Consider the following 25,135-nt stretch of genomic DNA (forward strand, 5'->3'; position numbering starts at 1 on the left):
GGGCTCCCCCGGCCCGGCGGCGTCAGAGCGCGGCCTGGATCTTCTTCGCGGCGTCCTCGCTGACCCAGGCGCTCCACACCTCAGGGTGCTCCTTGAGGAAAGCCTTGGCCAGTTGTTCGGACGACAGCTTCTCCTTGGCCATCTTCGCCAGGTTCTGGTTCAGCAGGTCGATGGGCAGGTTGACCTTCTCCAGCACCGCGACCAGCTCCGGGGCCTCGTCGTGGAAGCTGCGCGACAGGCCGACCTGGATCTTCACGTCCTTGTTCACCCCCGGCTCGTCCAGCTTGACCAGGTCGGCCTGGCCCATCAGCGGCGTCGGCGACCAGTAGTAGAAGAGGATCGGCTCCTTGCGCTTGTAGCTGGACAGCACCGCGGCATCCAGCGCCGGGCCGGTGCCGGGGCGGAAGTTGGTGTACTTGTCCTCCAGGCCGTACTTCTTGAGCATCTCGGAGTTCTCCAGCTCGCAGGTCCAGCCGGCCGGGCAGTTGTAGAAGCGGCCCTTGCCCGGCTCCTCCGGGTCGCGGAACAGCTCGGCGTACTGGCCCAGGTCGGTGACCGCCTTGAGGTTCGGCGCCTTGGCCTCGATGCCGCGGGCCTTGTCGCCCTCGATCACGAAGCGCGGCACGTACCAGCCCTCGGTGGCGCCGACGATGGGCGCGCCCACGCCGACCACCTTGTTGGCGGCGGCGGCCTTGTTCCAGGCGTCGCTGCGGCCGATCCATTCCTCGCTGAAGATCTGGATGTCGTTGTTGGCCAGGGCCTGCTCCATGGTGATGGAGTTGCCCGGCAGGCTGTCGGTGCTGCAGCCGTAGCCGTTCTTGAGGATGAACTGCATGAGGTCGGTGAGCAGCATGCCGCTCTCCCAGTTCAGCCCGGCGAACTTCACCGGCTTGCCGCTCTCGCACCAGCCCGCCGCCTGGGCCTGGGCCATCGAGCCCAGCAAGCCGGCGGAAAGGATCAGGCCCAGCAGCGTCTTCTTGGAATTGTTCATCTGATGCTCCTAAACGGGAAAATGAGGTTCGGCAGTGCAAGGGGCCGCGCCGCTGGCCGGGCGCGGCCGGGCCGGTTCAGGTACGGGCCGGCAGGATCAGCCGGTCCGGCACCGCCCGGCGGCTGTGCCGGGCGACCAGGTAATAGAGGACGGCGGGCACCACCAGGCCGATGATCCAGGAGATGTCCACGCCGCCCAGGTAATCCACCAGCGGGCCGGTGTAGAACTTGGTGGAGATGAACGGTAGCTGAACCAGCACGCCGACCACGTACACGCTGATCCCCGGCAGGTTCCAGCGGCCGTAGCGGCCGTCGGGGTCGGCCAGGGCCGGCACGTCGTAGCGCTCACGGGTGATCAGGTAGTAGTCCACCAGGTTGACCGCGCTCCACGGGGTGAAGAAGGCCAGCAGGAACAGGATGAAGGACTTGAACGCGCCGAGGAACGAATGCTGGCCCAGCAGCGCGATCAGGGTGGCGGTGCCGACGATCACCAGCACGAACACCAGGCGCTGCAGGCGGCTCACCTCCAGGTGGCCACGGAAGCCGCTGATGATGGTGGCGATGCACATGAAGCTGCCGTAGGAGTTCAGCGTGGAGATGGTCACCTTGCCGAAGGCGATGCTGAAGTACAGCAGCGCGGCGGCGGCGCCGCTGCCGCTCAGGCCGACGATGTAGGCCACTTCGCGGCCGGCGAACTGGCCATCGGCCATGGCCGCGGCGAACACCCCGAGGGTCATCGCCACCTGCGAGCCGATCACCGAGCCGGCGCCGACGGCGAGGAAGGTCTTCACCGACGAGGTGGCGCCGGGCAGGTAGCGCGAGTAGTCGGCCACGTAGGGGCCGAAGGCGATCTGCCAGGAGGCCGCCAGGGACACCGCGAGCAGGAAGCTGCTCCAGCTGAAGTGGCGGATCTGCAGCAGCGCGCCGACGTCGGTCTGGCTCATCAGGCGGCTGAACAGGTAGAAGAAGGCGATCACCCCGACGACGCTGGCGATGCGGCCGATGTAGTGGATCACCCGGTAGCCGAGCACGGTGACCAGGACGATGACGCTGGCGAAGATCAGGATGCCGACGCTGTCGCTGACGCCGAACAGCTGGCCCAGCGCCTGCCCGGAAAGCACCGTGCCGGTGGCGGTGAAGCCCAGGTACATCAGGCACACCAGCACGATCGGGATGGCCGCGCCGTAGACGCCGAACTGCACGCGGCTGGAGATCATCTGCGGCAGGCCCAGCTTGGGCCCCTGGGCGGCGTGCAGGGCCATGACCGTGCCACCGAGCAGCTGGCCGATGAGCAGGCCGACCAGCGACCAGAACACGTCGCCGCCCAGCACCACGGCCAGGGCCCCGGTGACGATGGCGGTGATCTGCAGGTTGGCGCCCAGCCACAGGGTGAACTGGCTGTAGAGCTTGCCGTGGCGCTCGGCCTCGGGGATGTAGTTGATCGAGCGGCGCTCGATCAGCGGCTTGCTGGAACTGTCGCTGGCCTGGGACATCGCTTTTCTTCTCCACCCCGGCGCCGGGCCGGGGTTCTTGTAGTGTCAGAGGACGGATTGCGCTCGGCCCGACCGCCGCGCCCCCACCCGCGCGGCGGTTCCTCCCTGGCCCGGGGCGGCGGCGCCGCCCCCGTTCCTCACTTGCCGGTGATCATCGGCAGGTTCAGGCCCTGCTCCTTGGCGCAGTCGATGGCGATCTGGTAGCCAGCGTCGGCATGGCGCATCACGCCGGTGCCCGGGTCGTTGGTCAGCACGCGGGCGATGCGCGCGGCGGCCTCGTCGGTGCCGTCGCAGACGATCACCATCCCCGAGTGCTGGGAGAAGCCCATGCCCACGCCGCCGCCGTGGTGCAGCGAAACCCAGGTGGCGCCGCTGGCGGTGTTCAGCAGGGCGTTGAGCAGCGGCCAGTCGGAGACGGCGTCGGAACCGTCCTGCATGGCTTCGGTCTCGCGGTTGGGGCTGGAGACCGAGCCGGAGTCCAGGTGGTCGCGGCCGATCACGATCGGCGCCTTCAGCTCGCCGCTGCGGACCATCTCGTTGAACGCCAGGCCGAGCTTGGCGCGCTGGCCCAGGCCGACCCAGCAGATGCGCGCCGGCAGGCCCTGGAAGCTGATGCGCTCCCTGGCCATGTCCAGCCAGCGGTGCAGGTGGGCGTCGTCGGGGATCAGCTCCTTGACCTTGGCGTCGGTCTTGTAGATGTCCTCGGCGTCGCCCGACAGCGCGGCCCAGCGGAACGGGCCGATGCCGCGGCAGAACAGCGGGCGGATGTAGGCCGGGACGAAGCCGGGGAAGTCGAAGGCGTTGGCCACGCCCTCTTCCTTGGCCATCTGGCGGATGTTGTTGCCATAGTCGAAGGTCGGCACGCCCTGCTTCTGGAACGCCAGCATGGCCTCCACGTGCACGGCCATGGACTGCTTGGCGGCCTTCACCACCGCGGCCGGCTCGGTCTGCGCGCGGTCGCGGTACTGCTCCCAGGTCCAGCCGATCGGCAGGTAGCCGTTGAGCGGGTCGTGGGCGCTGGTCTGGTCGGTGACCATGTCCGGGCGCACGCCGCGGCGCACCAGCTCCGGAAGGATCTCGGCGGCGTTGCCGTGCAGGGCGATGGAGATGGCCTTGCCCTCGGCGGTGTACCTGGCGATGCGCGCCAGGGCGTCGTCCAGGTCCTTGGCCTGTTCGTCGACGTAGCGGGTCTTCAGGCGGAAGTCGATGCGGCTCTGCTGGCACTCGATGTTCAGCGAGCAGGCGCCGGCCAGGGTGGCCGCCAGCGGCTGGGCGCCGCCCATGCCGCCCAGGCCCGCGGTCAGCACCCAGCGGCCCTTGAGGTTGCCGGCGTAGTGCTGGCGGCCGGCCTCGACGAAGGTTTCGTAGGTGCCCTGGACGATGCCCTGGCTGCCGATGTAGATCCACGAGCCGGCGGTCATCTGGCCGTACATGGCCAGGCCCTTGGCGTCCAGCTCGTTGAAGTGTTCCCAGGTGGCCCAGTGCGGCACCAGGTTGGAGTTGGCGATCAGCACGCGCGGGGCGTTGGCGTGGGTCTTGAACACGCCCACCGGCTTGCCGGACTGCACCAGCAGGGTCTCGTCGTCGTTCAGTTCCTTGAGGGTGGCGACGATCCTGTCGTAGCACTCCCAGTTGCGCGCGGCGCGGCCGATGCCGCCGTACACCACCAGTTCCTTGGGGTTCTCCGCGACTTCCGGGTCGAGGTTGTTCATCAGCATGCGCAGCGGCGCTTCGGTCAGCCAGCTCTTGGCGTTCAGCTGGGTGCCGCGCGGGGCGCGGATTTCGACGTCGCGGAATTTACTGGATTCGGTCACGGCAGGCTCCTTCAAGGCAGTCTTGGGCTCGGATGCGAAAGCCGGTGCGCTCGGCTTCCGGCAACGGGATTCGGGGTGGGCATCGGTGCAGGAAGCGGCGCCTCCCATCACGTATATGCTTGTACATACAAGTATAAGCAAAGGAAAGGCCAAGTCCCCCGCCGGGCGCTCTTGGCGTGGCGAGAAAAAATCTCAAGCAATTGATTTAAAAAGAATTAACCGAATAACCCAGCGCATCGCGCACGGCCGGCAAGGCCGCCGCGCCAGGCGAACGACTGCACCAGAACGGTGATCGGCTGCTCCATTTCGTAGCATTCGGTAACGCCTGGCCGTTACAGCTCGCCTCATTTCCGGGGGCTGCCGGCGCCCTTCCTTATTCCCCGGCCGAGGACGTTCCGCCCGGCCCTCTCGCAGAGGCTGGCGCCGCCGCCCGTCGGCCGGGCGGGCTGGCTCGCTTATTGCTCATACTTGTATATACAGGAATAGATAGTCTCGCCGCCGAGCGCGGTAACACTCCGGAACACGGGAGCCGTCATGTCCGAAACCCTGCAGATCACCCCCGGCCAGTTTTCCCTCGACCAACTGCGCGCCATCCACCAGCGGCAACCCGCGCTGCAACTGGATGAAGCCTGCCGCGCGAACATCGAGAACAGCGCCCGCACGGTCAGCCAGATCATCGCCAACCAGCGCACCGTGTATGGCATCAACACCGGCTTCGGCCTGCTGGCGCGCACCTCCATCCCCGAGGATTCGCTGGTCACCCTGCAGCGCAACCTGATCCTCTCGCATTGCACCGGCACCGGCCCGCTGCTGGACGACGCCAGCGTGGCGCTGATCATGGCGCTGAAGATCGGCTCCCTGGCCCGCGGCTTCTCCGGCGTGGGCATGGCGGTGATCGACACCCTGCTCAAGCTCTACCAGGCGCGCGTCTACCCGTGCATCCCGTCCCAGGGCTCGGTGGGCGCCTCCGGCGACCTGGCGCCGCTGGCGCACATGTCCTCGACGCTCATCGGCGTCGGCCAGGTGCGCCACCAGGGCCGCGTCATGGAGGCCAGCGAGGGCCTGGCCATCGCCGGCTGCCAGCCGCTGGTGCTGGGGCCCAAGGAAGGCCTGGCGCTGATCAACGGCACCCAGGTGTCCACCGCCCTGGCCCTGCGCGGGCTGTTCGCGGCGGAGAAGCTGTTCGTTTCGGCGGTGGTCGCCGGCAGCCTGACGGTGGAGGCGCTCAAGGGCTCCTACGTGCCCTTCGACGCGCGCATCCAGGCGGTCCGCGGCCAGCCCGGGCAGATCGACGTGGCGGCCTTCTACCGCGAGCTGCTGCACGACAGCGCGATCAACCAGTCGCACATCGACTGCAAGCGCGTGCAGGACCCTTACTCCCTGCGCTGCCAGCCCCAGGTGATGGGCGCCTGCCTCGACCACCTGCGCTTCGCCGCCGGGGTGTTCCTGCGCGAGGCCAACGCGGTGTCGGACAACCCGCTGGTGTTCAGCGCCGACGGCGACGTGCTCTCCGGCGGCAACTTCCACGCCGAGCCGGTGGCCATGGCCGCCGACGTGCTGGCCCTGGCCATCGCCGAGATCGGCGCGCTGTCGGAACGGCGCATCGCCCAGCTGGTGGACCCGGCGCTGTCCGGCCTGCCGGCGTTCCTGGTCAAGGAAGGCGGCCTGAACTCCGGCTTCATGATCGCCCAGGTGACCTCGGCGGCCCTGGCCTCGGAGAACAAGACCCTGGCCCACCCGGCCTCGGTGGACAGCCTGCCGACCTCGGCCAACCAGGAAGACCACGTGTCCATGGCCACCTTCGCCGCCCGCCGCCTGCAGGACATGGCCGGCAACAGTTCCGCGGTGGTCGCCATCGAACTGCTGGCCGCCGCCCAGGGCGTGGAGTTCCACGCGCCGCTGCAGAGCTCGCCACAGTTGCAGGAAGTGCTGAAGATGATCCGCGCCCAGGTGCCGGCCTACGACCAGGACCGCTACTTCGCCCCGGACATAGCCGCGGCCCGCGCCTGGGTGGAGGAAGGCGCGCTCAGCCGCTGGCTGGACTACTCGCGCCTGTACGGCTGAAGAAGGAGGCGCCCGCCGCAACGGCGGGCGCCGGTTTCAGCGCGGCTCGAGCTCGATCAGGCAGACGTCCGCCGCGCCGGCGGACGCCAGGCGGTACTCGGCCAGGCAGCCATCGTTTTCCACCTGCAGGCAGTCCTGGCGCGCCAGGCTGCCCAGGGCCTGGCCATCGCGGCGCAGGGCCACGGCAGCCTCACCGGCATTGAACAGCAGGACCGTGGCGGCACTGCCGAACAGCGCCAGCTCGCCCTGCACCCGCAGCCACTGCAGGCGCGCGCGGTAGCGCGCGGGCGAGTAGATCAGGTTGAAGTCGCGGATGGCGCCGCCGAGCAGCTCGCAGTTCACCGCGCTGGCGCCATCGAAGGCGAAGGCATCCAGGGCGCGCAGCTCGCGGGACGGCACGCCGTCCACGGTCAGGCGCATGCCCTGGCCTTCCAGCACGGTGATCACCCGCTGGTAGCCGGCGAAGGCGGAGAATGGCCCCGGCGCGCCGACGTCGGCGATGGACAGGCGCCAGCCGAAGCCCTCCAGGCCGTCGCCGGCGTCGCGGAGGATTTCGCGGGTGCTGCCCGCGCCGTTCTTCCAGGGCATCACCGGGTAGTCGGCGGCCCGCAACAGGCGGTGGTTCATGACGAGAAGCGTCCTTCCAGGCGGTAGCGCGAGCCCGGGTAGAGCAGGCGCGCGCTGGTCACGGTGTTGCGCCCCGACCAGGTGCGCCGGCGGATCAGCAGGCAGGGCTCGTGGCGGTCGATGTTCAGCAGCCTGCAGTCCTCGGGGCCGGGCAGCACCGCCTCGACCACGTGCTCGCCCTCGCTGAGCGGCGCCACCTGGGTGAGGTAGGCGAAGGGCGTCTGCCCGGAGAAATCCTGCCTGAGGTAGTCCGGGGCCACCGCGGCGTTGACGTAGCGGTCCTCGATCTGCACCGGCACGTCGTTCTCGTAGTGCACGATCAGCGAATGGAACACCCGCTGGCCCTCGCGCACGTCCAGCGCCAGGGCACGCTCGGCGCTGGCCTTCTCCTCCTCCAGGCGCACCACCACGCAATGGTGGCGGTGGCCGCGGGCTTCGATTTCCTCGGCTATGTTCTGCACCTGGAACAGCGCCGACTGGCCCTTGGGCTCGGCGACGAAGGTGCCCACGCCCTGCATGCGCACCAGCAGGCCGTCGTTGGTCAGCTCGCGCAGCGCGCGGTTGATGGTCATGCGGCTGACGCCCAGCTCGCTGACCAGTTCGCTTTCGGAGGGTACCCGGTGGTGCGGCGGCCAGGCGCCGGACTGGATCTGCTGGACGATCATCTGCTTCACCCGCGCGTACAGCGGGGCGGGCAGCTCGCCCATCTGCGAGGCCAGCGAGGAGCCCTCCGCGGGCGGGGTGGGCGTGGACGATGCGGGCACGGGAGTACTCCTTGTCGTGGCGACGGTGGGCAGTGGCGGGAAGGCAGCGGCGCGATGCGCTCTTGTCCTCCGGCATGTACCGGAATCGACCGGTGCATACAAGCCCCGTGGCGACCGCCGGGCGCGTCTCGTAGTTTACGGCCATCCTAAACGTCTGTATATGTATATACAAATTCGAAGAGCCCTGCGAGGACCCCAGCATGCCTGCCCTGTTCGCCGAACGCGCCCTGCTCCCCAGCGGCTGGGCGCGCGATGTCCGTTTCGAGGTTTCCGCCGACGGCCTGCTGGCCCGGGTCGAGGCCAACGCCACCGGCGAGGGCGCCGAGCGCCTGCACGGGCCGGTGCTGCCGGGCATGCCCAACCTGCACTCGCACGCCTTCCAGCGCGCCATGGCGGGGCTGGCCGAGGTGGCCGGCAACCCCAACGACAGCTTCTGGACCTGGCGCGAGCTGATGTACCGCCTGGTCGGCCGCATCACCCCGGAACAGCTGCAGGTGGTCGCCCGCCAGCTGTACATCGAGATGCTCAAGGCCGGCTACACCGGCGTCGCCGAATTCCACTACGTGCACCATGACCAGGGCGGCCAGCGCTACGCCGAGCCGGCCGAGCTGGCGCTGCGCATCAGCCAGGCCGCGCGCGAGGCCGGCATCGGCCTGACCCTGCTGCCGGTGCTCTACAGCCATTCCGGCTTCGGCGGCCAGGCGCCCAGCGAGGGCCAGCGCCGCTTCATCAACGGCACCGACGCCTACCTCGAACTGATCCACGGCCTGCAGCCACGCCTGACGGCGCAACCGGCGCAGCGCGTCGGCCTGTGCTTCCACTCGCTGCGCGCGGTGACGCCGCAGCAGATCACCGAGGTGCTGGAGTCCGACAGCAGCGAAAGCCCCATCCACATCCACATCGCCGAGCAGCGGAAGGAAGTCGACGACTGCCTGGCCTGGTCGAAGCGCCGGCCGTTGCAGTGGCTGTACGACAACATCGAGGTAGACGGCCGCTGGTGCCTGGTCCACGCCACCCACGCCGAGCCCGACGAGGTCGCCGCCATGGCCGCCAGCGGCGCGGTGGCCGGCCTGTGCCTGACCACCGAGGCCAACCTGGGCGACGGCATCTTCCCGGCGGTGGACTACCTGGCCCGCGGCGGGCGCCTGGGCATCGGCTCCGACAGCCACGTGTCGCTGAGCGTGGTGGAGGAACTGCGCTGGCTGGAATACGGCCAGCGCCTGCGCGACCAGAAGCGCAACCGCCTGTACCGCGGCGACCAGCCCAACGTCGGCCAGACGCTCTACGAAGCGGCATTGAAAGGCGGCGCCCAGGCCCTGGGCCAACCGGTGGGCGAACTGGCCGCGGGCCGCCGCGCCGACCTGCTGGTGCTCGACGGCAACGACCCCTACCTGGCCACCGCCACCCCCGACACCCTGCTCAACCGCTGGCTGTTCGCCGGCGGCGACCGCCAGGTGCGCGACGTAATGGTCAACGGGCAGTGGGTGGTGCGGGAGCGCCGGCATGCGCTGGAAGAGCGCAGTGCCGGGGAGTTCGCGGGGGTGTTGCGGGAGTTGTTGGCATAGGCCAGACGGCGGATAACGCGGGGCGTTATTCGCCCTACGCCTGGCTTTTGTTGATTGCGAATGGCGTTTGCCGGCAGATTCATCTCCGGGGCAACCCCTTTTCCCTCTCCCTAACCCTCTCCCTGAAGGGAGAGGGGACCGTTGGGCAGGGTCCGGTATTCTGGCGTTAGCCGGCAGCTCCAACGGTTTCCAGCTGAAACCCTCATCTCTCTCGGCACGGACTAGCCCCCTCTCCCTTCAGGGAGAGGGCTGGGGAGAGGGAGCGGAGGTCAAGTAGCGCGCCTACGTTACCGGCAGACACCACCCCCCACAAAACATCCATCCCTCAATTCCCCGCTATCGCACTATCCTTGCTCCGCCAGATCAGATCGCTGGTGTCGTAGCCATTGCGGTTGGCCTCGGCCAGCAGGCGGCGCAACGTCGCCTCGGACAGGCTGGTCTGCCGCGCCAGCAGCCACAGGTGGTCGCGGTCGCGGTTGCCGACCAGGGCGGTCTGGTAGTCCGCGTCGACGTAGATCACCCGGTAGTCGCCGCGCACCACGCCGGGGAGCAGGCGCGACGCCCAGTTGTCGAAGTGCACCCAGAAGGCATCGGTGCTGCCCGGCACCTGCGGGGTGGCCGTGCCGGTCACCTGCTTCCAGCTGCCATCGGCGGTGCGGCAGCGGTTGAGCAGGCCGATGCTGCCGTCGGCGCGCACGCGGTAGTGGGCCTCGGACTGCAGGCAGGCGCGCTGGAAGAACATCGGCTTGCGCGCCAGCTCGTACCAGGTGCCCGCGTAGCGCTGCGGGTCGACCTGCATGGTCTGCGGCCGCTCCTCGGCATGCCCGGCAACGCCGCCCAGCGCGAGCAGCGCCGCGAGCACCCGCAGCGCGGCGTTCATCTCACTTGAGCCCCTGGCCGGAGAACATCAGCACCTTGTCGCCGGCGTACTGCACGCTGATGAAGGTCTTGTCGTCGCCCCAGGTGCAGCTGGACACGCCCAGCGCGCCGGAGCACTCGGTGGGCTTGCCGAGCAGGGCCTCCACCTCCGCCTTGGCCATGCCGGGCTTGAGCTTGGAGTAGTTCTCCTGGTTGAGCTTGCTGCAGGCGGCCATGGCGATGCAGACGGCGATCAGGGCGATACGGCGGAAGGACATGGGCAACTCCATTGTCGGATGGTCCGTTGGACAAGCGTGGCACAGGCCACGCGAAACGCACCGTTGGAGTCAGAAACGCGAGCCGGGTTCCTTGAGGAAGGCGACTTCCCCGGCGCTGGACTCGCGGCCAAGGATGGCATTGCGGTGGGGGAAGCGGCCGAAGCGCGCGACCACCTCGCGGTGACGCTCGGCGTAGTCCAGGAAGTCGGCGAACAGCGCCTTGTCCACCTCATCGGCCTGTTCGTGCAGCGCGGCGAAGGCAGCCACGGCCTGTTCCTGCTGTGCCAGGTCCTCGGCATGCTCCAGCACCAGGTAGACGAAGACCCGCTCGATCGGCTGCAGCTGGCGGTCCAGCCCGGCTGCAAGGCCACGGCGCACCAGCGCCTGGGCGCGGGCATCGCCGGCATAGGCGCGCGGCGTGTCGCGGAAGATCATCCGCGGCAGCTGGTCCAGCAGCAGGATCAGCGCCAGCCAGCCCTGGGCCGAGCCGGCCCAGTCGGCCAGAGCGCCATCCAGGGCCTGGCGCACCAGGCCGCCGAAACGGTTGTCCGAGGCCGTGTCCTCGCAGGCGCTCTTGCCGAACCAAAGGCCGTTGCGCTGGGCGGCGACGTCGCTGGCGCGCAGGGCGTCGCCGAACCACCAGTCGAGCAACGCCTGCCAGGCGGGTAGCGCGCTCATCAGGCCTGGTGGTAGCCGGTGACGCGTTCGACCTCTTCCTTCGAACCGAGGAACACGGCCACGCGCTGGTGCAGCGACTCCGGCTGGATGTCGAGGATGCGCTGGGTGCCGTTGGTGGCGGCGCCGCCGGCCTGCTCGATGATGAAGGACATCGGGTTGGCCTCGTACATCAGCCGCAGCTTGCCGGGCTTCTCCGGCTCACGGGCGTCGCGCGGGTACATGAAGATGCCGCCGCGGGTGAGGATGCGGTGCACGTCGGCCACCATGGAGGCGATCCAGCGCATGTTGTAGTTCTTGCCCAGCGGGCCTTCCTTGCCGGCCAGCAGTTCGCTGACGTAGCGCTGCACCGGGGCTTCCCAGTGGCGCTGGTTGGACATGTTGATGGCGAACTCGGCGGTGCTTTCCGGCACGCAGATGTTGTCGTGGGTGAGCACGAAGCTGCCCAGCTCGCGGTCCAGGGTGAAGCCCTTGACGCCGTCGCCGAGGGTCAGCATCAGCATGGTCTGCGGGCCGTAGATGGCGTAGCCGGCGGCGACCTGCCTGGTGCCCGGCTGGAGGAAGGCCTGCTCGTTGAGGCTGTCGTTCTGGCTCAGGTGCTGCTCGGGGCAGCGCAGCACCGAGAAGATGGTGCCGACCGAGACGTTGACGTCGATGTTGCTGGAGCCGTCCAGCGGGTCGAACACCAGCAGGTACGCGCCCTTGGGGTACTTGCCGGGGATCTGGTAGGCGTTGTCCATTTCCTCGGAGGCCATGCCGGCCAGGTGGCCGCCCCACTCGTTGGCCTCCAGGAGGATTTCGTTGGACATCACGTCCAGCTTCTTCTGCACCTCGCCCTGCACGTTCTCGGTGCCCATGCTGCCCAGCACGCCGCCCAGGGCGCCCTTGGACACGGCATGGCTGATCTCCTTGCATGCACGCGCCACCACCTCGATGAGGAAGCGCAGGTCGGCCGGAGTGTTGTGGCTGCGGGTCTGCTCGATGAGGTAGCGGCTGAGGGTAACGCGGGACATGGAAGGACTCCGGGGAGAGGTAGGAAAAAACTGCGCGCATTCTAGCGTGGAATCGACCGCGCCGCCTCCCGTGCGGCGCGTCCGTCCTGAGCTTGGAGCGCGCCGCCGGTGGTCGGTTCCCTCTGTGCTGCGGCCGTCAGTCGCTGCCATGGGCGCCCCGGTGGTCGAGGGCAGCCCACGGGGGCTTTCGTAGGCGCGAGCTTGCTCGCGAATGGTCCGCAGCGGAGCAGGTTCGCGAGCAAGCCATACAAGGAGCAGGAACGCCGTCGTAGGATGGGTTGAGCGAAGCGATACCCATCGCCACGGCCGCATGGGTTTCGCTCAACCCATCCTACGAAGAGCACCTCGCCTGCAAGACAGTCGCGCCTCCGGACGCCGCTTCAGAAATCGAGGCTCAGGGCCAGGCTGATGCCCTGCTGCAGGTCGTCGTCGCTGCGGTGCGCGCTGTAGCCGCCACGCAGCGAGAGTTCCGGGGTCAGCTTCTGGGCGAAGCCCAGGGTCGCGCGCTGCAGGTGGCTCTGCGGGGTGTAGCCCTGCAGGGTGAAGCCGTTGGCTGGCAGGCTGGTGAAGGCCATCCCGATGTTCTGGGTGTCGTCGGCGTATTCACGCTCCACCGCCACTTCGCCGAACAGTTGGGTCTGCTCGCTGAGCGCGTACTTGCCCTGCAGGCCGGCGCCGAGGCGGCGGGAATAGCGCTTCTGCTCGTCGAACGACAGCGAGGTGGAAGCGTTGCCCTCGTCGTAGCCATCCACCTTCACCCGCGCCCAGTCGGCGCTGACGAAGGGCGACAGGTGCCAGGCCTCGCCGCCCTGGGCGATGTCGTAGCCGATCCGGCCACTGAAGGCGAGCAGGTTGCCGTTGGTGTCGCCCTTCTCCTCGACGGTGCGCGGGCCGATGGCGAACTTGCGGTTGGCCTCGTCGTAGTCGAGGTAGCCACCGGTCACCGCGGCGTCGCCCCACCAGCGGTCCTGCTGGTATTGCACGAAGAGGCTGCCCAGGTAGCTGTTGAGCTTGTAATCGGAATCCTCGGCGCCGGCCTCCAGCTTCTGCCGGTAGAAGCCGGCGGCGATGCCGGCGCGCCAGGCGTCGTCGATGCGGTAGCTGCCGCCCAGGCTCAGGTTGTAGCCGAAGCCATCGCCGCTGGCGGCGCTGTCCTGGTCGTCGTAGTCCAGGTGCTGGCCGCCGCCGGTGACGAAGCCGCGCCACTGGCCGACGCCCTGCCAGTTCTCCCAGTCGGCCAGCCACTGGCTGCGCAGCTCGTCCTGGTAGGCGCGCAGGGTGCCGTGAGCCATTTCCGGCAGTAGGGTGGCCTCCCAGGGCGCGGACAGCACCGAGTAGGCGTAGTCGGCGATCAGCGTCTGGCCGGCGATGGTCGGGTGCACACCGTCGTTGAAGATCAGCTTGGTCGGGTCGGGGTTGCTGCCGTGGCGGCCATAGATCGGGTTTTCCGGGCAGCTGTTGCCGCTGAAGCAGGTCCCCACCAGGTTCTGCCCGGTGGCCAGGCCGTAGGCGCCGGGGTCGGCGAGCACTTCCTGGAGCATCAGCGGGATGTTCAGCGGGATGACGTTGGCGCCGCTGCTGGCCAGCTGGCTCACCAGTTCCTCGTTGAAGATGCCGCTGAGCTGGGTGCCGAAGCTCTGCAGGACAGTGCCGTTGGTGGCCGGGGTCAGGCCCAGGTCGGGCAGCAGCCAGACCACGATGTAACGCGCGCCGGCCTGGCTCAAGGCCTGGGCGCTGTCCACCAGGCGCCCGGCGGCGGCGCGGGCGGAAGGATCGTCGGTGATACGGAACTGCAGGAAGTCGTTGCCGCCGCCGGTGAGGTAGTAGAGCGCGTTGGGGTCGGCGACGCGGCCGACCAGGTAGCCGTCGCGGGTGCGCGTCTGGCCGTTGGCGCTGACCACCGAACCGCCCGCGGCGGTGATGGAGTTGTAGATCTGGTCGGTGCGGTAGCCCCCCACCGCCCAGTTGTTGCCGTCCGGCAGGCCTTCGGCGGCGTTCACCAGCGAGGTGGAAGGCCCGAGGTCGCCGGCGGCGACGCCCAGCTTGCCGCCGAGGATCATTGCCGCGGTGGGCCCGAAGACCTCGCCGCTGCCGTCGAGGTAGGTCGGGCCCACGCGGTTGGTGAAGCGGGTGGAGGCGCCGGCGGGGCCGTCGGCATCGGGGAACTGGCCGGCGTCGCTGAGGCTGTCGCCGAACACCACCATGGTCGAATACGGGGAGGGGGACGCTAGGGCTTGGCCGGCGATGCCGAGCAGGCAGGCGGCGGCCAGAGGGGAAAGCACCTGTTTGATCATACAGCTGACTCCATGCTTGTTCTTATAGGTAGAGTGCAACGGCGATAACAGTATCAGAACAATCGCGCAGAGTAGCGTTCTTGACGCATTTCCCTACATAAGCTGGCGTAATTTCTCCATTTCCCGGTATTTGCTCACTGGCCAGCGCGCTGCCCGCGCAGCAGGCTGAAGGCCATCCCGCCCAGCAACAGCACCCCGCCCAGCAATACGGCCCACAGGCCGATGCGCTTCCAGTCGCCGGTGCCGGCCACGGCCGCTTCCGCCGCGGCGGCCTGCAGAGCCCCATCCAGGCTGGCCTGGCCGATCCGCGCCGGCTTGTCCGGCTGGTAGCCGGGGATCAGCACGCCCAGCGGCAGGCTGGCCGAGGTGGCGTCGCGCTTGCCCAGGGCCAGTTGGTAGGGCGCGCTGCCGCGCACCAGGAACACCAGCTCGCGGGCGCGCAGAGCCACGCGCAGGTTCGGTGCAGCGCTGCCCAGGCCAGTACCGCGCTCGTCGGTGACCAGGCGCAGCTGGCGCACCGGCTGGCCGGCGAGGAAGAGTTCGTCCTGGCGCACCTGGCGGCCGTCCACCGGCAGGTCGTAGAGCACCCCGCGGGCCAACGGGTACCAGTCGTCCCGGCTGCCCTGCCCCGTCGCAGTGCGCGCGGACAGCGCCACCGGCGCCATCAGGCGCTGCGCCGCGGGGTCCAGCTCGAAGCGTACCCGTTCCAGCGGCAGGGCCAGGGGTAGGTCCCAGCGGTAGCTGCCGTCCTGCTCGCGGCGCCCGGCGATGGGCTCGGACCACACCAGCGGCGTGCTCGCGGCCTGGTCGGTGCGGCCCAGCAGGCGCGCGCCCTTGAGCGTCACCGCCGTGCCGCCGCTCGGCCAGGACAGGCGCAGGTAGCGCGCCTTCTGCCCGGGCAGGGCCACGTCGCTGACGTCCATGCGCTCGCCGTTGAAGCTCAGCCGGGCGAGCTGGCCGTCGCCCCAGCTGCGCCAGTGCAGCAGGTCGTCGCTGGCCTCGATGCGGAAGTGCTGGAAGCCCTCGGCCTCGCTGCTCCAGTCCAGGGCCAGGCGCTCGAAGGGGAAGTCGGCCTTGCCGGCATCCAGCAGCCAGCCGCTTCGCCGCTCGCCCGTTGGCGTGGGGGCCGCGTCGGGCAGCACTTCCACCAGGGTGCCGGTGGTGCTGCGCTGGATACGCAGGCCGGGCTGCTGGCCGGGGTCGGCTTCGGCGCCGTACAGCGGGAACAGCCGGGCCGCAGCCTCATGGGCGGTGCTGCTGCCCTGCGCCGCTGCCGCACTCAGGGCATAGGGCAGCGCCTCGCCTTCCTTGTCGAATACCCGCAGGTCGCGCAGGTCGGCATGGGCGGCGGCCAGTTGCACGCTCATCGGCACCTGCAAGCGGTACCAGGGGCCTTCGCCCTGCAGCCGCAGGGGTACCTGCTGCGGGTAGTCGGCGGGGTTTTCCGCGGCCTGGGCCAGCCCGGCGGCCAGGCAGAGGATGAGGGAAGCCAGCTTCATGCGGGGGGTTGCTCCTGTTGCCCCTGCCCGCGGTGCGGCGGCAGCGGGGCGAAATAGCCGACGACCAGCAGCAGCACGCCGACGCCGATGAAGGAAACGATGCGTTCCAGGCTGCCGCTGTTGCCCAGTTCGACGAAGAACAGCTTGACCACCACCACGCCGATCAGCGCCGCGCCGACCATCCACAGGTCGCGCCGCCCGCGCAGGTGGCCGCCGACCATCAGGCCCAGGGCGATCAGCGTCCAGACGATGGACAGCCCGGCCTGCACCAGCATCGACTCGCGCAGCGGCTCCAGGGCGAAGGGCACGCCGCCCCAGTGGTGCGCGGTGCGGCACACCGCCATGGTCAGCAGGGCGAACAGCGAGGCGCCCAGCAGCGCCTGGGCCGGCAGGCGCACCTGCTCGCCGGGCAGGCCCAGCGGCGGCAGCCCTTCGCGGCTCCACAGGAAGATCGCCGCCAGCACGATCAGCATGCCCAGCTCCAGCGGGTTGAGCAGCGGCAGGTAGGGCAACGGCTGCGCGGCGCCGTCGCTGACCAGGTTGACCAGCCAGAACCAGCCGAGCAGCGCCACGGCCACCGGCGCCGCGGCCAGGGCGCGGTACTCGCGGGGGAAGGCCGCCACCGGCCAGGGCAAGCTACGGCGCGAGCCCATGAGGATCAGGTAGGCGCTCGGCACCAGCGCCCAGCCCAGCCAGCGCCAGGCGTTGTAGTGCTCGGCCAGGGCCAGGAACAGGTAGCGCAGCTGCAGCGCCAGCACCGCGAGCAACAGCCAGCAGCCGAGGACGTGGGCGCCGCGCAGGGGCAGCGCCGGCAGCACCGGCTCCAGGCGCCGGAGCGACCAGAAGTGCACCACGAACAGCGCGCCCCAGCCCAGCCAGCCCAGTTCGCCCAGCGGCTGGTATTCCAGGTGCCAGGCACTGGCCAGCGCCAGCACGCCCGACGGCGCCAGGGCCAGGCAGGCGAGCGCCAGGGCCCGCCACGGCTCGCGGCGGGCGACGAAGGCCCAGAGCATCACGCTCAGCGCCGCCACCAGCAGGGCGACGTGCTCGCGCCGCGGCGCCGGGACGAAGCGGGCGATCTCGCACAGCGCGGTCAGCGCCCACCAGCCGGCGCCCCAGGCCAGCAGCAGCTGCGACAGCCGCTCCAGGGTCAGCGCCCCCAGTTGCAGCGCCTGCCCGCCCTGCCCCGCCCGGTGCAGGCGCCAGGCGCCCACCAGCGCCGCCAGGGCCAGCACCGCCGGGCACCAGAAGCCGCTATGGGCCAGGGGCGTCAGGCCCTCGCCGGACAGCCCGGCGAACAGCGTCGAACCGCCGAACAGCAGCGCCGCGCCGCCCAGCACCTGCAGCAGCAGGCCGAACAGGAAGCTGGCACGCTGCTGCAGGGCCAGGCTCAGCCAGAGGATCAGCAGGCCGCTGCCGGCCCACACCGCCGCGGCGCTGCGCCAGGGCAGCACGAACAGCACCGCCAGGTTGACGAAGGCCAGGCCGGCCAGCAGCACGGCGCTCAGGCCGAGCATCAGCCGGCGGTCGTCGCGCACCAGCGGGTCGCGCGCGGCGAGGATCATCCCGGCGATCAGCGCCAGGCCGATCAGGCTGGCGCCGAACAGGCCGGTCCAGCCGCTGCCGAGCACGCCGGCGCCGCCGTCGGCCGCCTGCAGGTCGGCGAGGAACAGCGCGCCACCCAGCAACTGCACGGCGAAGGCGCAGAACAGGAAGGTCCGCGAACCCAGGCGCAGGCCGGCGAACACCGTAGCCAGGCCGGCCAGGGCCCAGGCCATGGCGGTACCCGGCACGGCGAAGCACAGCGGCGCGATCAGGTACAGGAAGGCCAGGCCGCAGACCGCCAGCAGCGGCTGGCAGCGCGGCTCCCAGGGCCAGAGGCCGGCGTCGCCGTGGCGGCGCAGCCGCCAGTAGCTGAACAGCAGCGCCACGCCGAGCATCAGGGCGCCCAGCGGCGCGCCGTCCAGCAGGTTATCCACACCCGGGAGCAGGCCCATCAGGAAGGCGATGGCCGCGCCCACCTGCAGCAGCAGGGCGAACATCCGCGCCAGCCGCCGCCCCTGGCGCAGGCCCAGCCAGTAGATGCCGGCGCCCTCCACGGCCCAGGCCGCCGAGGTCCAGCGCGCATCCAGGCCCAGGGGAATGGCCAGGCTGCCGAACACCACGCCCAGCGCCAGGCAGGCTTCCACCAGCAGCAGGGCGCGACCGGCGGTGCGCCCGGCCAGCAGGCGCGCCAGGCCCATGTAGAACAGCCCCAGCGCCAGCGCGCTGAACGCCGGGCCGAACGCCAGGTGGCGGATCAGCGCGTACTGCAGGCCGAAGCCGATCAGCGGCGCGCCGAACAGCACGGTGCCGTCGACGTAGTCGGTCTGCCGCAGCGACCAGCGCAGCGTCTCGTCGCGCCCGGCGCCCTCCTCCAGCCCGGCGGCCTCGCGCAGGCGGCGGCGGGCGAAGAGCAGGCCGATGGCCACGTACATCAGGAAGAACAGCAGCAGGAAGGGCTCGGTGCTGGCGAACAGCTCCGGCGTGTAGGAACGCAGCCCCCAGGCGAAGCCGATGCCGAAGGTGCCGAAGAAGCCGATCAGGTTGAGCAGGCGCCAGGCACGGAACCAGGCGATGGCGAAGATGCCGGCGTTGAGCAGGGCGAAGTAGCTGAACAGCGCGACGTGGTTGCCGGCGCCGGTGGACGTCAGGATGGGCGCGGCGAAACCACCCAGGGCCGCCGCGGCGGCAAGGCCGAGCGCATCCTGCAGCACCGCCAGCACGGCGGAGAACACCGTCACCGCCACCAGCAGGCCGAGGGCCTGGCCGGGCGTCAGCAAGGGATGCAGGCGCATGGCGGCGAACACCGTCAGGTACAGCACCGCGATGCCGGTGCCCTGCAACAGCAGGCCATAGGTCGCGCGCTTATGCCGCAGCCACCAGCCCAAGCCCAGCAGGGCGATGGCGGCGGCGGCCACGCCCATGTAGCGCAGCTCCACGGGCACCACCACGCGCTCGGAGGCATAGCGCAGCAGGAAGGCCAGGCCAAGGAACAGCAGCAGCACGCCAACGCGCAGCACGGTATTGCCGCCGAACAGCCGGTCACGCGCCGCGCCAAGGGCACGGTCGAACCAGGTCGGGCCGGACGGCGCAGCCGGCTCGGCCTCCCAGGCCGAGACTTCACGTACGACGGGGGCTTCGACGACAGGCGGGACCGGGGCCGGCAGAGGCTCCCGGGGCTGCAACGACCAGTCCGGTGCAGCGGGGCTAGCAGCCGGCACTTCGGGCAGCTCGATCTCCCATTCCAGCTCCGGCTCGGCGACGGCCGGCGCCTCGGGCGCAACGACAGGCTCCACGGCCTCGGCAGGCGGCGAAACCGGCCCGCCCCCGCCCTGCTCCAGGCGCAACAGGCGCTGGTACAACGCCTCGGTACCCGCCTCGAACCGCTCGGAAAACTGCTCCAGCTGGCGGCGCAGCGCAGCGTTCTGCCGCTGCAACCCATGCAGCACCAGCGCCTGGCCGAACAGCAGCCCCAGCCCGGCCCCCAGCAACCCATCGGTGATCGACTCGTCCCAGGCAGCGCCCAGCACCAGGCCGATCAGCATGAAAATCCATTGCATGCATTCACATCCTTGAAGGGAAACGCCCCATCCAGCGGCGCGCAAGGCTCCGAGTATATAGCCCCACACGGCGCAGGCACCCTGATTCCACAGGATATGACGCCAGCGCCGGGCCGCCAGCCACAGACAAGGCAAAAGGCCCCGCCGGATCGCTCCGACGGGGCCTTTGTCTTTCGCTTGCAGCTTGCCGCTTGAGGCCTGCAGCCGCTCTTGGACTTAGACCTTGCTACGCTCGTAACGCTTGCGGTCGTTCTCGTTCAGCAGCTTCTTGCGCAGGCGGATGGATTTCGGCGTCACTTCCACCAGCTCGTCGTCGGCGATGAATTCCAGCGCCTGCTCCAGGGTGAAGCGGATCGGCGGAACCAGGGCGATGACTTCGTCCTTGCCCGAAGCGCGCATGTTGTCGAGCTTCTTGCCCTTGGTGGGGTTGATCACCAGGTCGTTGTCGCGGCTGTTGATGCCGGCCAGCTGGCCTTCGTAGATCTCGTCGCCCGGGCCGAGGAACAGCTTGCCGCGGCTTTGCAGGGTTTCCAGCGAGTAGGTCAGCGCGGTGCCGGTGGCCATGGAGACCAGTACGCCGTTCTGGCGGTTGCTGACTTCGCCGGCCTTGATCGGGCCGTAGTGGCTGAAGGTCGAGGTCAGGATGCCGGTGCCCGAGGTCAGGGTCAGGAAGTTGTTGCGGAAGCCGATCAGGCCACGCGCCGGGATGGTGTATTCCAGGCGCACGCGGCCCTTGCCGTCGGGGATCATGTTGCTCAGGTCGCCCTTGCGCAGGCCCATCTGTTCCATCACCGAGCCCTGGTGCTGCTCTTCGATGTCGATGGTGACGTTCTCGTAGGGCTCCTGCTTCTCGCCGGCCTCGTTCTCGATGATCACCACTTCCGGACGGCCCACGGCCATCTCGAAGCCTTCACGGCGCATGGTTTCGATCAGTACCGAGAGGTGCAGCTCGCCACGGCCGGAGACCTTGAATTTCTCCGGGCTGTCGCCTTGCTCGACGCGCAGGGCCACGTTGTGCAGCAGTTCCTTCTCCAGGCGCTCCTTGATGTTGCGGCTGGTGACGAACTTGCCTTCCTTGCCGGCGAACGGCGAGTCGTTGACCTGGAAGGTCATGCTCACGGTCGGCTGGTCGACGGTCAGCGGCGGCAGGGCCTCGACGTTCTGCGGGTCGCACAGGGTGTCGGAGATGAACAGCTCTTCCATGCCCGAGACGCAGACGATGTCGCCGGCTTCGGCTTCCGGTACTTCCACGCGCTGCAGGCCGGAGTGGCCCATGATCTTCAGGATGCGGCCGTTGCGCTTGCTGCCGTCGTCGCTGACCGCCACCACCGGGGTGTTGGCCTTGACCTTGCCGCGGGTGATGCGGCCGATGCCGATCACGCCGAGGAAGCTGTTGTAGTCCAGCTGCGAGATCTGCATCTGGAACGGGCCTTCGGTGTCCACCACCGGGGCCGGGACGTGGTCGATGATCGCCTGGAACAGGGCGTCCATGTTGTCGTCCATCTTCTCGTGGTCCATGCCGGCGATGCCGTTCAGGGCGCTGGCGTAGACGATCGGGAAGTCGAGCTGCTCATCGGTGGCGCCGAGGTTGTCGAACAGGTCGAAGATCTGGTCGATGACCCAGTCCGGACGGGCGCCCGGACGGTCGATCTTGTTGACCACGACGATCGGGCGCAGGCCGGCCTTGAAGGCCTTCTGGGTCACGAAGCGGGTCTGCGGCATGGGGCCGTCCTGGGCGTCGACCACCAGCAGCACGGAGTCGACCATGCTCATCACGCGCTCCACCTCGCCACCGAAGTCGGCGTGGCCGGGGGTGTCGACGATGTTGATGTTGTAGCCGTTCCACTTGATCGCGGTGTTCTTCGCCAGGATGGTGATGCCGCGTTCCTTTTCCTGGTCGTTGGAGTCCATCACGCGCTCGGATTCCGCTTCTTTGCGGTCGAGGGTGCCGGACAGCTTCAGCAGCTTGTCCACCAGGGTGGTCTTGCCATGGTCGACGTGGGCGATGATGGCGATGTTGCGGAGTTTTTCGATCACGGTGTTTTCCTAAAAGAGAGCGGCAAGCTTCAGGCCGCAAGCTGCAAGTAAAAGCGTTGGAAAGGGTGCGCAGGCCAGAGGTCGGGTGGATGCCGACGGCGCCGCGCGCTGCGGCGAATATGGCAGGTTCTCATGACCGTTCGCTCTGCTCTTGCAGCTTGCCGCTTACAGCTTGCGGCTGCCCAACGGGCCTGTAGACCCGCACATTGGTATGCCCTTCGTTGACCAGGTGGTGAGCGTGCAGCCGGCTCATCACGCCCTTGTCGCAGAACAGGAGGTACTGGCGGTTGGGGTCCAGTTCCTTGAACTTGCTGTTGATCGCGTAGAACGGCATGGCCAGCACTTCGATACCTTCCAGCGCCAGGGGTTCGTCTTCCTGGGCGTCGGGGTGGCGGATGTCGACCACGATCTGCCCGGGCAGCACTTCGTCGACCATCTCCACCGGCAGGTCCTTGCCCAGCTCGTCGATGACGCGGTCGACGGTCATCTGGGTGGCGCGCTCCAGGGCGCGGTCGAGCACGGCCATGTCGAACTTGGTCTCTTCGTGATCGACGCGGTAGGGCTTGGCCTGGGTGGTCGGGTTCACCGAGATCACGCCGCAGTACTCGGGCATGTGCTTGGCGAACTCGGCGGTGCCGATCTTCGTCGCGGTGTCGATGATGTCCTGCTTGTGGCTGACGATCAGCGGGCGCAGCACCAGGGTGTCGGTCACCCGGTCGATCACCGAGAGGTTCGGCAGGGTCTGGCTGGACACCTGGGAGATCGATTCGCCGGTGACCAGCGCGTTCAGCTCCAGGCGCTCGGCCACGCGGCTGGCGGCGCGCAGCATCATGCGCTTGAGGGTCACGCCCATGTAGCTGTCGTCGACCTTGGTGAGGATCTCGCCGACCACTTCCTCGAAGGGCACGCTGACGAACAGCACGCGCTGCGAGCGGCCGAACTTCTCCCACAGGTAGTGGGCCACTTCCATCACGCCCAGCTCGTGGGCGCGGCCGCCGAGGTTGAAGAACACGAAGTGGCTGATCAGGCCGCGGCGCATCATCTGGTAGGCCGCCACGGTGGAGTCGAAGCCGCCGGACATCAGCACCAACACCTGCTCCAGGGCGCCCAGCGGGTAGCCGCCCAGGCCCTCGTGCTGGGCGTGGATGACGTACAGGCGGTCATGGCGGATTTCCACGCGCACCTGCACTTCCGGGCTCTTCAGCGATACGCCCGCCGCGCCGCAGTGCTGGCGCAGGCCGCCGCCGACGTAGCGCTCCACGTCGATGGAGGTGAAGGCGTGCTTGCCGGCGCGCTTGCAGCGCATGGAGAAGACCTTGCCGGGCAGCAGGTGGCCGAAGTGCTGCTTGCACTTCTCGAGGATGTCGTCGAAGTCGCCCAGCGGGTATTCGTGCACTTCCAGGAAGTGGCCGATGCCCGGCACGCAGGTCAGGCGCTCGATCATCTCGCGCAGCGCCTTGGCGTCGGTCACCCGGGTTTCCACTTCCAGGTTGTCCCACTCGCCCTCGACCAGCAGCGCCGGGTCCAGGTCGCGCAGCACGGTGCGGATGTTCTTCGCGAGCTGGCGGATGAAGCGCTTGCGCACCGGCCGGCTCTTGATGGTGATTTCCTGGAAGACCTTGACGATGAGTTTCATGCGAGAAAAGGCGCAAGCCCGAAGGGACGAAAAAAAGGGGCAGAATTATACCCGAAATTGCTCAAGACTTGAGCAACCACGTGCAGAATCTTTTTAGTGCACCAAAATGGACTCACGCACCATTATGCAGCACCAAATCGGTGCAACAATTCCGCCATTCATGCCCGGTACCCTGCGCAAAGCCCTGTAGCGCGGGGCTCTGTCCAAAATCGGGCACTGGCACGCTACTTGCTCTCTTGTGAGGCAGGTTGCCCTGGCGGAGTATTCCGGCCGGCATCACCCGATACTGGGGCACAGAAAGCTCCCAGCTCTAATCCCTCCTGGAGGACAGCATGTCGTACAAGTCGCACCAACTGATCAAAGACCATGACGTGAAGTGGGTAGACCTGCGCTTCACCGATACCAAAGGCAAGCAGCAGCACGTCACCATGCCGGCCCGCGACGCGCTGGACGATGACTTCTTCGAAGCCGGCAAGATGTTCGACGGTTCCTCCATCGCCGGCTGGAAAGGCATCGAAGCCTCCGACATGATCCTGCTGCCGGACGACAGCACCGCCGTGCTCGACCCCTTCACCGAAGAGCCGACCCTGATCCTGGTGTGCGACATCATCGAGCCGAGCACCATGCAAGGCTACGAGCGCGACCCGCGCAACATCGCCAAGCGCGCCGAGGAATACCTGAAGTCCACCGGTATCGGTGACACCGTGTTCGTCGGCCCGGAGCCGGAGTTCTTCATCTTCGACGAAGTGAAGTTCAAGTCCGACATCTCCGGCTCGATGTTCAAGATATTCTCCGAGCAGGCTTCCTGGAACACCGACGCCGACATCGAAACCGGCAACAAGGGCCACCGCCCGGGCGTGAAGGGCGGCTACTTCCCGGTACCGCCGGTCGACCACGACCACGAAATCCGTACCGCCATGTGCAACGCCCTGGAAGAAATGGGCCTGGTGGTCGAAGTTCACCACCACGAAGTCGCCACCGCCGGCCAGAACGAAATCGGTGTGAAGTTCAACACCCTGGTCGCCAAGGCTGACGAAGTCCAGACCCTGAAGTACTGCGTGCACAACGTCGCCGACGCCTACGGCAAGACCGTGACCTTCATGCCGAAACCGCTGTACGGCGACAACGGCTCGGGCATGCACGTGCACATGTCCATCTCCAAGGATGGCAAGAACACCTTCGCTGGCGAAGGCTATGCCGGCCTGTCCGACACCGCCCTGTACTTCATCGGCGGCATCATCAAGCACGGCAAGGCCCTGAACGGCTTCACCAACCCGTCGACCAACTCCTACAAGCGTCTGGTCCCGGGCTTCGAAGCCCCGGTCATGCTGGCCTACTCGGCCCGCAACCGTTCCGCCTCGATCCGTATCCCCTACGTCTCCAGCCCGAAAGCCCGCCGCATCGAAGCGCGCTTCCCGGACCCGGCCGCCAACCCCTACCTGGCCTTCGCCGCGCTGCTGATGGCCGGCCTGGACGGCATCCAGAACAAGATTCACCCCGGCGACGCCGCCGACAAGAACCTGTACGACCTGCCGCCGGAAGAGGCGAAAGAGATCCCGCAGGTTTGCGGCAGCCTGAAAGAGGCGCTGGAAGAACTCGACAAGGGCCGCGCGTTCCTGACCAAGGGCGGCGTGTTCACCGACGAGTTCATCGATGCCTACATCGAGCTGAAGTCCGAGGAAGAAATCAAGGTGCGCACCTTCGTGCACCCGCTGGAATACGACCTGTACTACAGCGTCTGATCCACGAATACCTATAAAGAAGCATCGAACTCAAGGCCTCCTTCGGGAGGCCTTTTTTATTGTTGGTGTTCCGGACTGTCGCTTTTCGTAGGAGCGAGCTTGCTCGCGAATGGTGTTCTGCCGGTGGGGGCGGTGTGCATCCTCAAGAGCGCCCTCTCCCTAACCCTCTCCCTGAAGGGAGAGG

General features: G+C 68.3%; 17 protein-coding genes. 3 read left to right on the top strand and 14 right to left on the bottom strand.

The genetic code is table 11. From position 1 onward, the window contains the following. Positions 1-22: 22 nt before the first annotated feature. The 3 genes from VV867_RS08265 to hutU form a co-directional block, all read right to left on the bottom strand. Entirely contained in the window at positions 23-991 is a 969-nt protein-coding gene (locus VV867_RS08265; protein ID WP_109936070.1) for an ABC transporter substrate-binding protein, read from the bottom strand. Positions 992-1,067: 76 nt separating this feature from the next. Beyond that, positions 1,068-2,483, bottom strand: coding sequence for a purine-cytosine permease family protein (locus tag VV867_RS08270; protein ID WP_109936069.1), 1,416 nt, complete (start codon positions 2,481-2,483; stop codon positions 1,068-1,070). A 137-nt stretch (positions 2,484-2,620) separates the two neighbouring features. Further along, positions 2,621-4,297 (bottom strand): urocanate hydratase, encoded by a 1,677-nt coding sequence (gene hutU, locus VV867_RS08275; protein WP_328566075.1) that lies wholly within the window; start codon positions 4,295-4,297, stop codon positions 2,621-2,623. A gap of 534 nt (positions 4,298-4,831) precedes the next feature. Between hutU and hutH the strand changes: the two genes are divergently transcribed. Beyond that, positions 4,832-6,361, top strand: coding sequence for a histidine ammonia-lyase (gene hutH / locus VV867_RS08280; protein WP_089389856.1), 1,530 nt, complete (start codon positions 4,832-4,834; stop codon positions 6,359-6,361). A gap of 36 nt (positions 6,362-6,397) precedes the next feature. On the opposite strand, the gene VV867_RS08285 is transcribed toward hutH, so the two are convergent. Both VV867_RS08285 and hutC read right to left on the bottom strand, forming a co-directional pair. Next, on the bottom strand, positions 6,398-6,988 hold the full coding sequence (locus VV867_RS08285; RefSeq protein WP_328566076.1) for a HutD/Ves family protein: 591 nt from the start codon (positions 6,986-6,988) through the stop codon (positions 6,398-6,400). Continuing rightward, entirely contained in the window at positions 6,985-7,695 is a 711-nt protein-coding gene (gene hutC / locus VV867_RS08290) for a histidine utilization repressor (RefSeq protein WP_089390049.1), read from the bottom strand. The genes VV867_RS08285 and hutC overlap by 4 nt, the downstream gene beginning before the upstream one ends. 257 nt (positions 7,696-7,952) lie before the next feature. Between hutC and VV867_RS08295 the strand changes: the two genes are divergently transcribed. Continuing rightward, complete coding sequence (locus tag VV867_RS08295; RefSeq protein ID WP_328566077.1) at positions 7,953-9,317, top strand: formimidoylglutamate deiminase; 1,365 nt, start codon at positions 7,953-7,955, stop codon at positions 9,315-9,317. Positions 9,318-9,642: 325 nt separating this feature from the next. On the opposite strand, the gene VV867_RS08300 is transcribed toward VV867_RS08295, so the two are convergent. From VV867_RS08300 to thiI, 9 genes are all read right to left on the bottom strand, one after another. Continuing rightward, on the bottom strand, positions 9,643-10,197 hold the full coding sequence (locus tag VV867_RS08300; protein WP_328566078.1) for a lipocalin family protein: 555 nt from the start codon (positions 10,195-10,197) through the stop codon (positions 9,643-9,645). A 1-nt stretch (position 10,198) separates the two neighbouring features. Beyond that, a complete protein-coding gene (gene bamE / locus VV867_RS08305) occupies positions 10,199-10,453 on the bottom strand; it encodes an outer membrane protein assembly factor BamE domain-containing protein (protein WP_109936063.1) in 255 nt (84 codons plus the stop codon). A gap of 69 nt (positions 10,454-10,522) precedes the next feature. Continuing rightward, positions 10,523-11,131 (bottom strand): DUF924 family protein, encoded by a 609-nt coding sequence (locus VV867_RS08310; protein ID WP_109936062.1) that lies wholly within the window; start codon positions 11,129-11,131, stop codon positions 10,523-10,525. Beyond that, a complete protein-coding gene (locus tag VV867_RS08315) occupies positions 11,131-12,141 on the bottom strand; it encodes a class 1 fructose-bisphosphatase (RefSeq protein ID WP_275628342.1) in 1,011 nt (336 codons plus the stop codon). The genes VV867_RS08310 and VV867_RS08315 overlap by 1 nt, the downstream gene beginning before the upstream one ends. Positions 12,142-12,521: 380 nt before the next feature. Next, positions 12,522-14,435 carry an esterase EstP gene (gene estP / locus VV867_RS08320; RefSeq protein WP_328566079.1) on the bottom strand — a complete coding sequence of 638 codons (1,914 nt, stop codon included), beginning with the start codon at positions 14,433-14,435 and terminating at the stop codon, positions 12,522-12,524. 134 nt (positions 14,436-14,569) lie between these two features. Beyond that, positions 14,570-15,934: a DUF3999 domain-containing protein gene (locus VV867_RS08325; protein WP_328566080.1), complete on the bottom strand. Its 1,365-nt coding sequence runs from the start codon at positions 15,932-15,934 to the stop codon at positions 14,570-14,572. Then, a complete protein-coding gene (locus VV867_RS08330; RefSeq protein ID WP_328566081.1) occupies positions 15,931-19,536 on the bottom strand; it encodes a DUF2339 domain-containing protein in 3,606 nt (1,201 codons plus the stop codon). The genes VV867_RS08325 and VV867_RS08330 overlap by 4 nt, the downstream gene beginning before the upstream one ends. A gap of 216 nt (positions 19,537-19,752) precedes the next feature. Then, positions 19,753-21,573, bottom strand: coding sequence for a translational GTPase TypA (gene typA, locus VV867_RS08335; RefSeq protein WP_328566082.1), 1,821 nt, complete (start codon positions 21,571-21,573; stop codon positions 19,753-19,755). Positions 21,574-21,703: 130 nt separating this feature from the next. After that, positions 21,704-23,209, bottom strand: a complete 1,506-nt coding sequence (thiI, locus tag VV867_RS08340) for a tRNA uracil 4-sulfurtransferase ThiI (RefSeq protein ID WP_328566083.1) — start codon at positions 23,207-23,209, stop codon at positions 21,704-21,706. 332 nt (positions 23,210-23,541) lie between these two features. Between thiI and glnA the strand changes: the two genes are divergently transcribed. Further along, complete coding sequence (gene glnA / locus VV867_RS08345; RefSeq protein ID WP_109936055.1) at positions 23,542-24,951, top strand: glutamate--ammonia ligase; 1,410 nt, start codon at positions 23,542-23,544, stop codon at positions 24,949-24,951. Positions 24,952-25,135 lie beyond the last annotated feature (184 nt).

The organism is Pseudomonas sp. JH-2 (assembly GCF_036231725.1).
Lineage (GTDB): Bacteria > Pseudomonadota > Gammaproteobacteria > Pseudomonadales > Pseudomonadaceae > Pseudomonas > Pseudomonas delhiensis.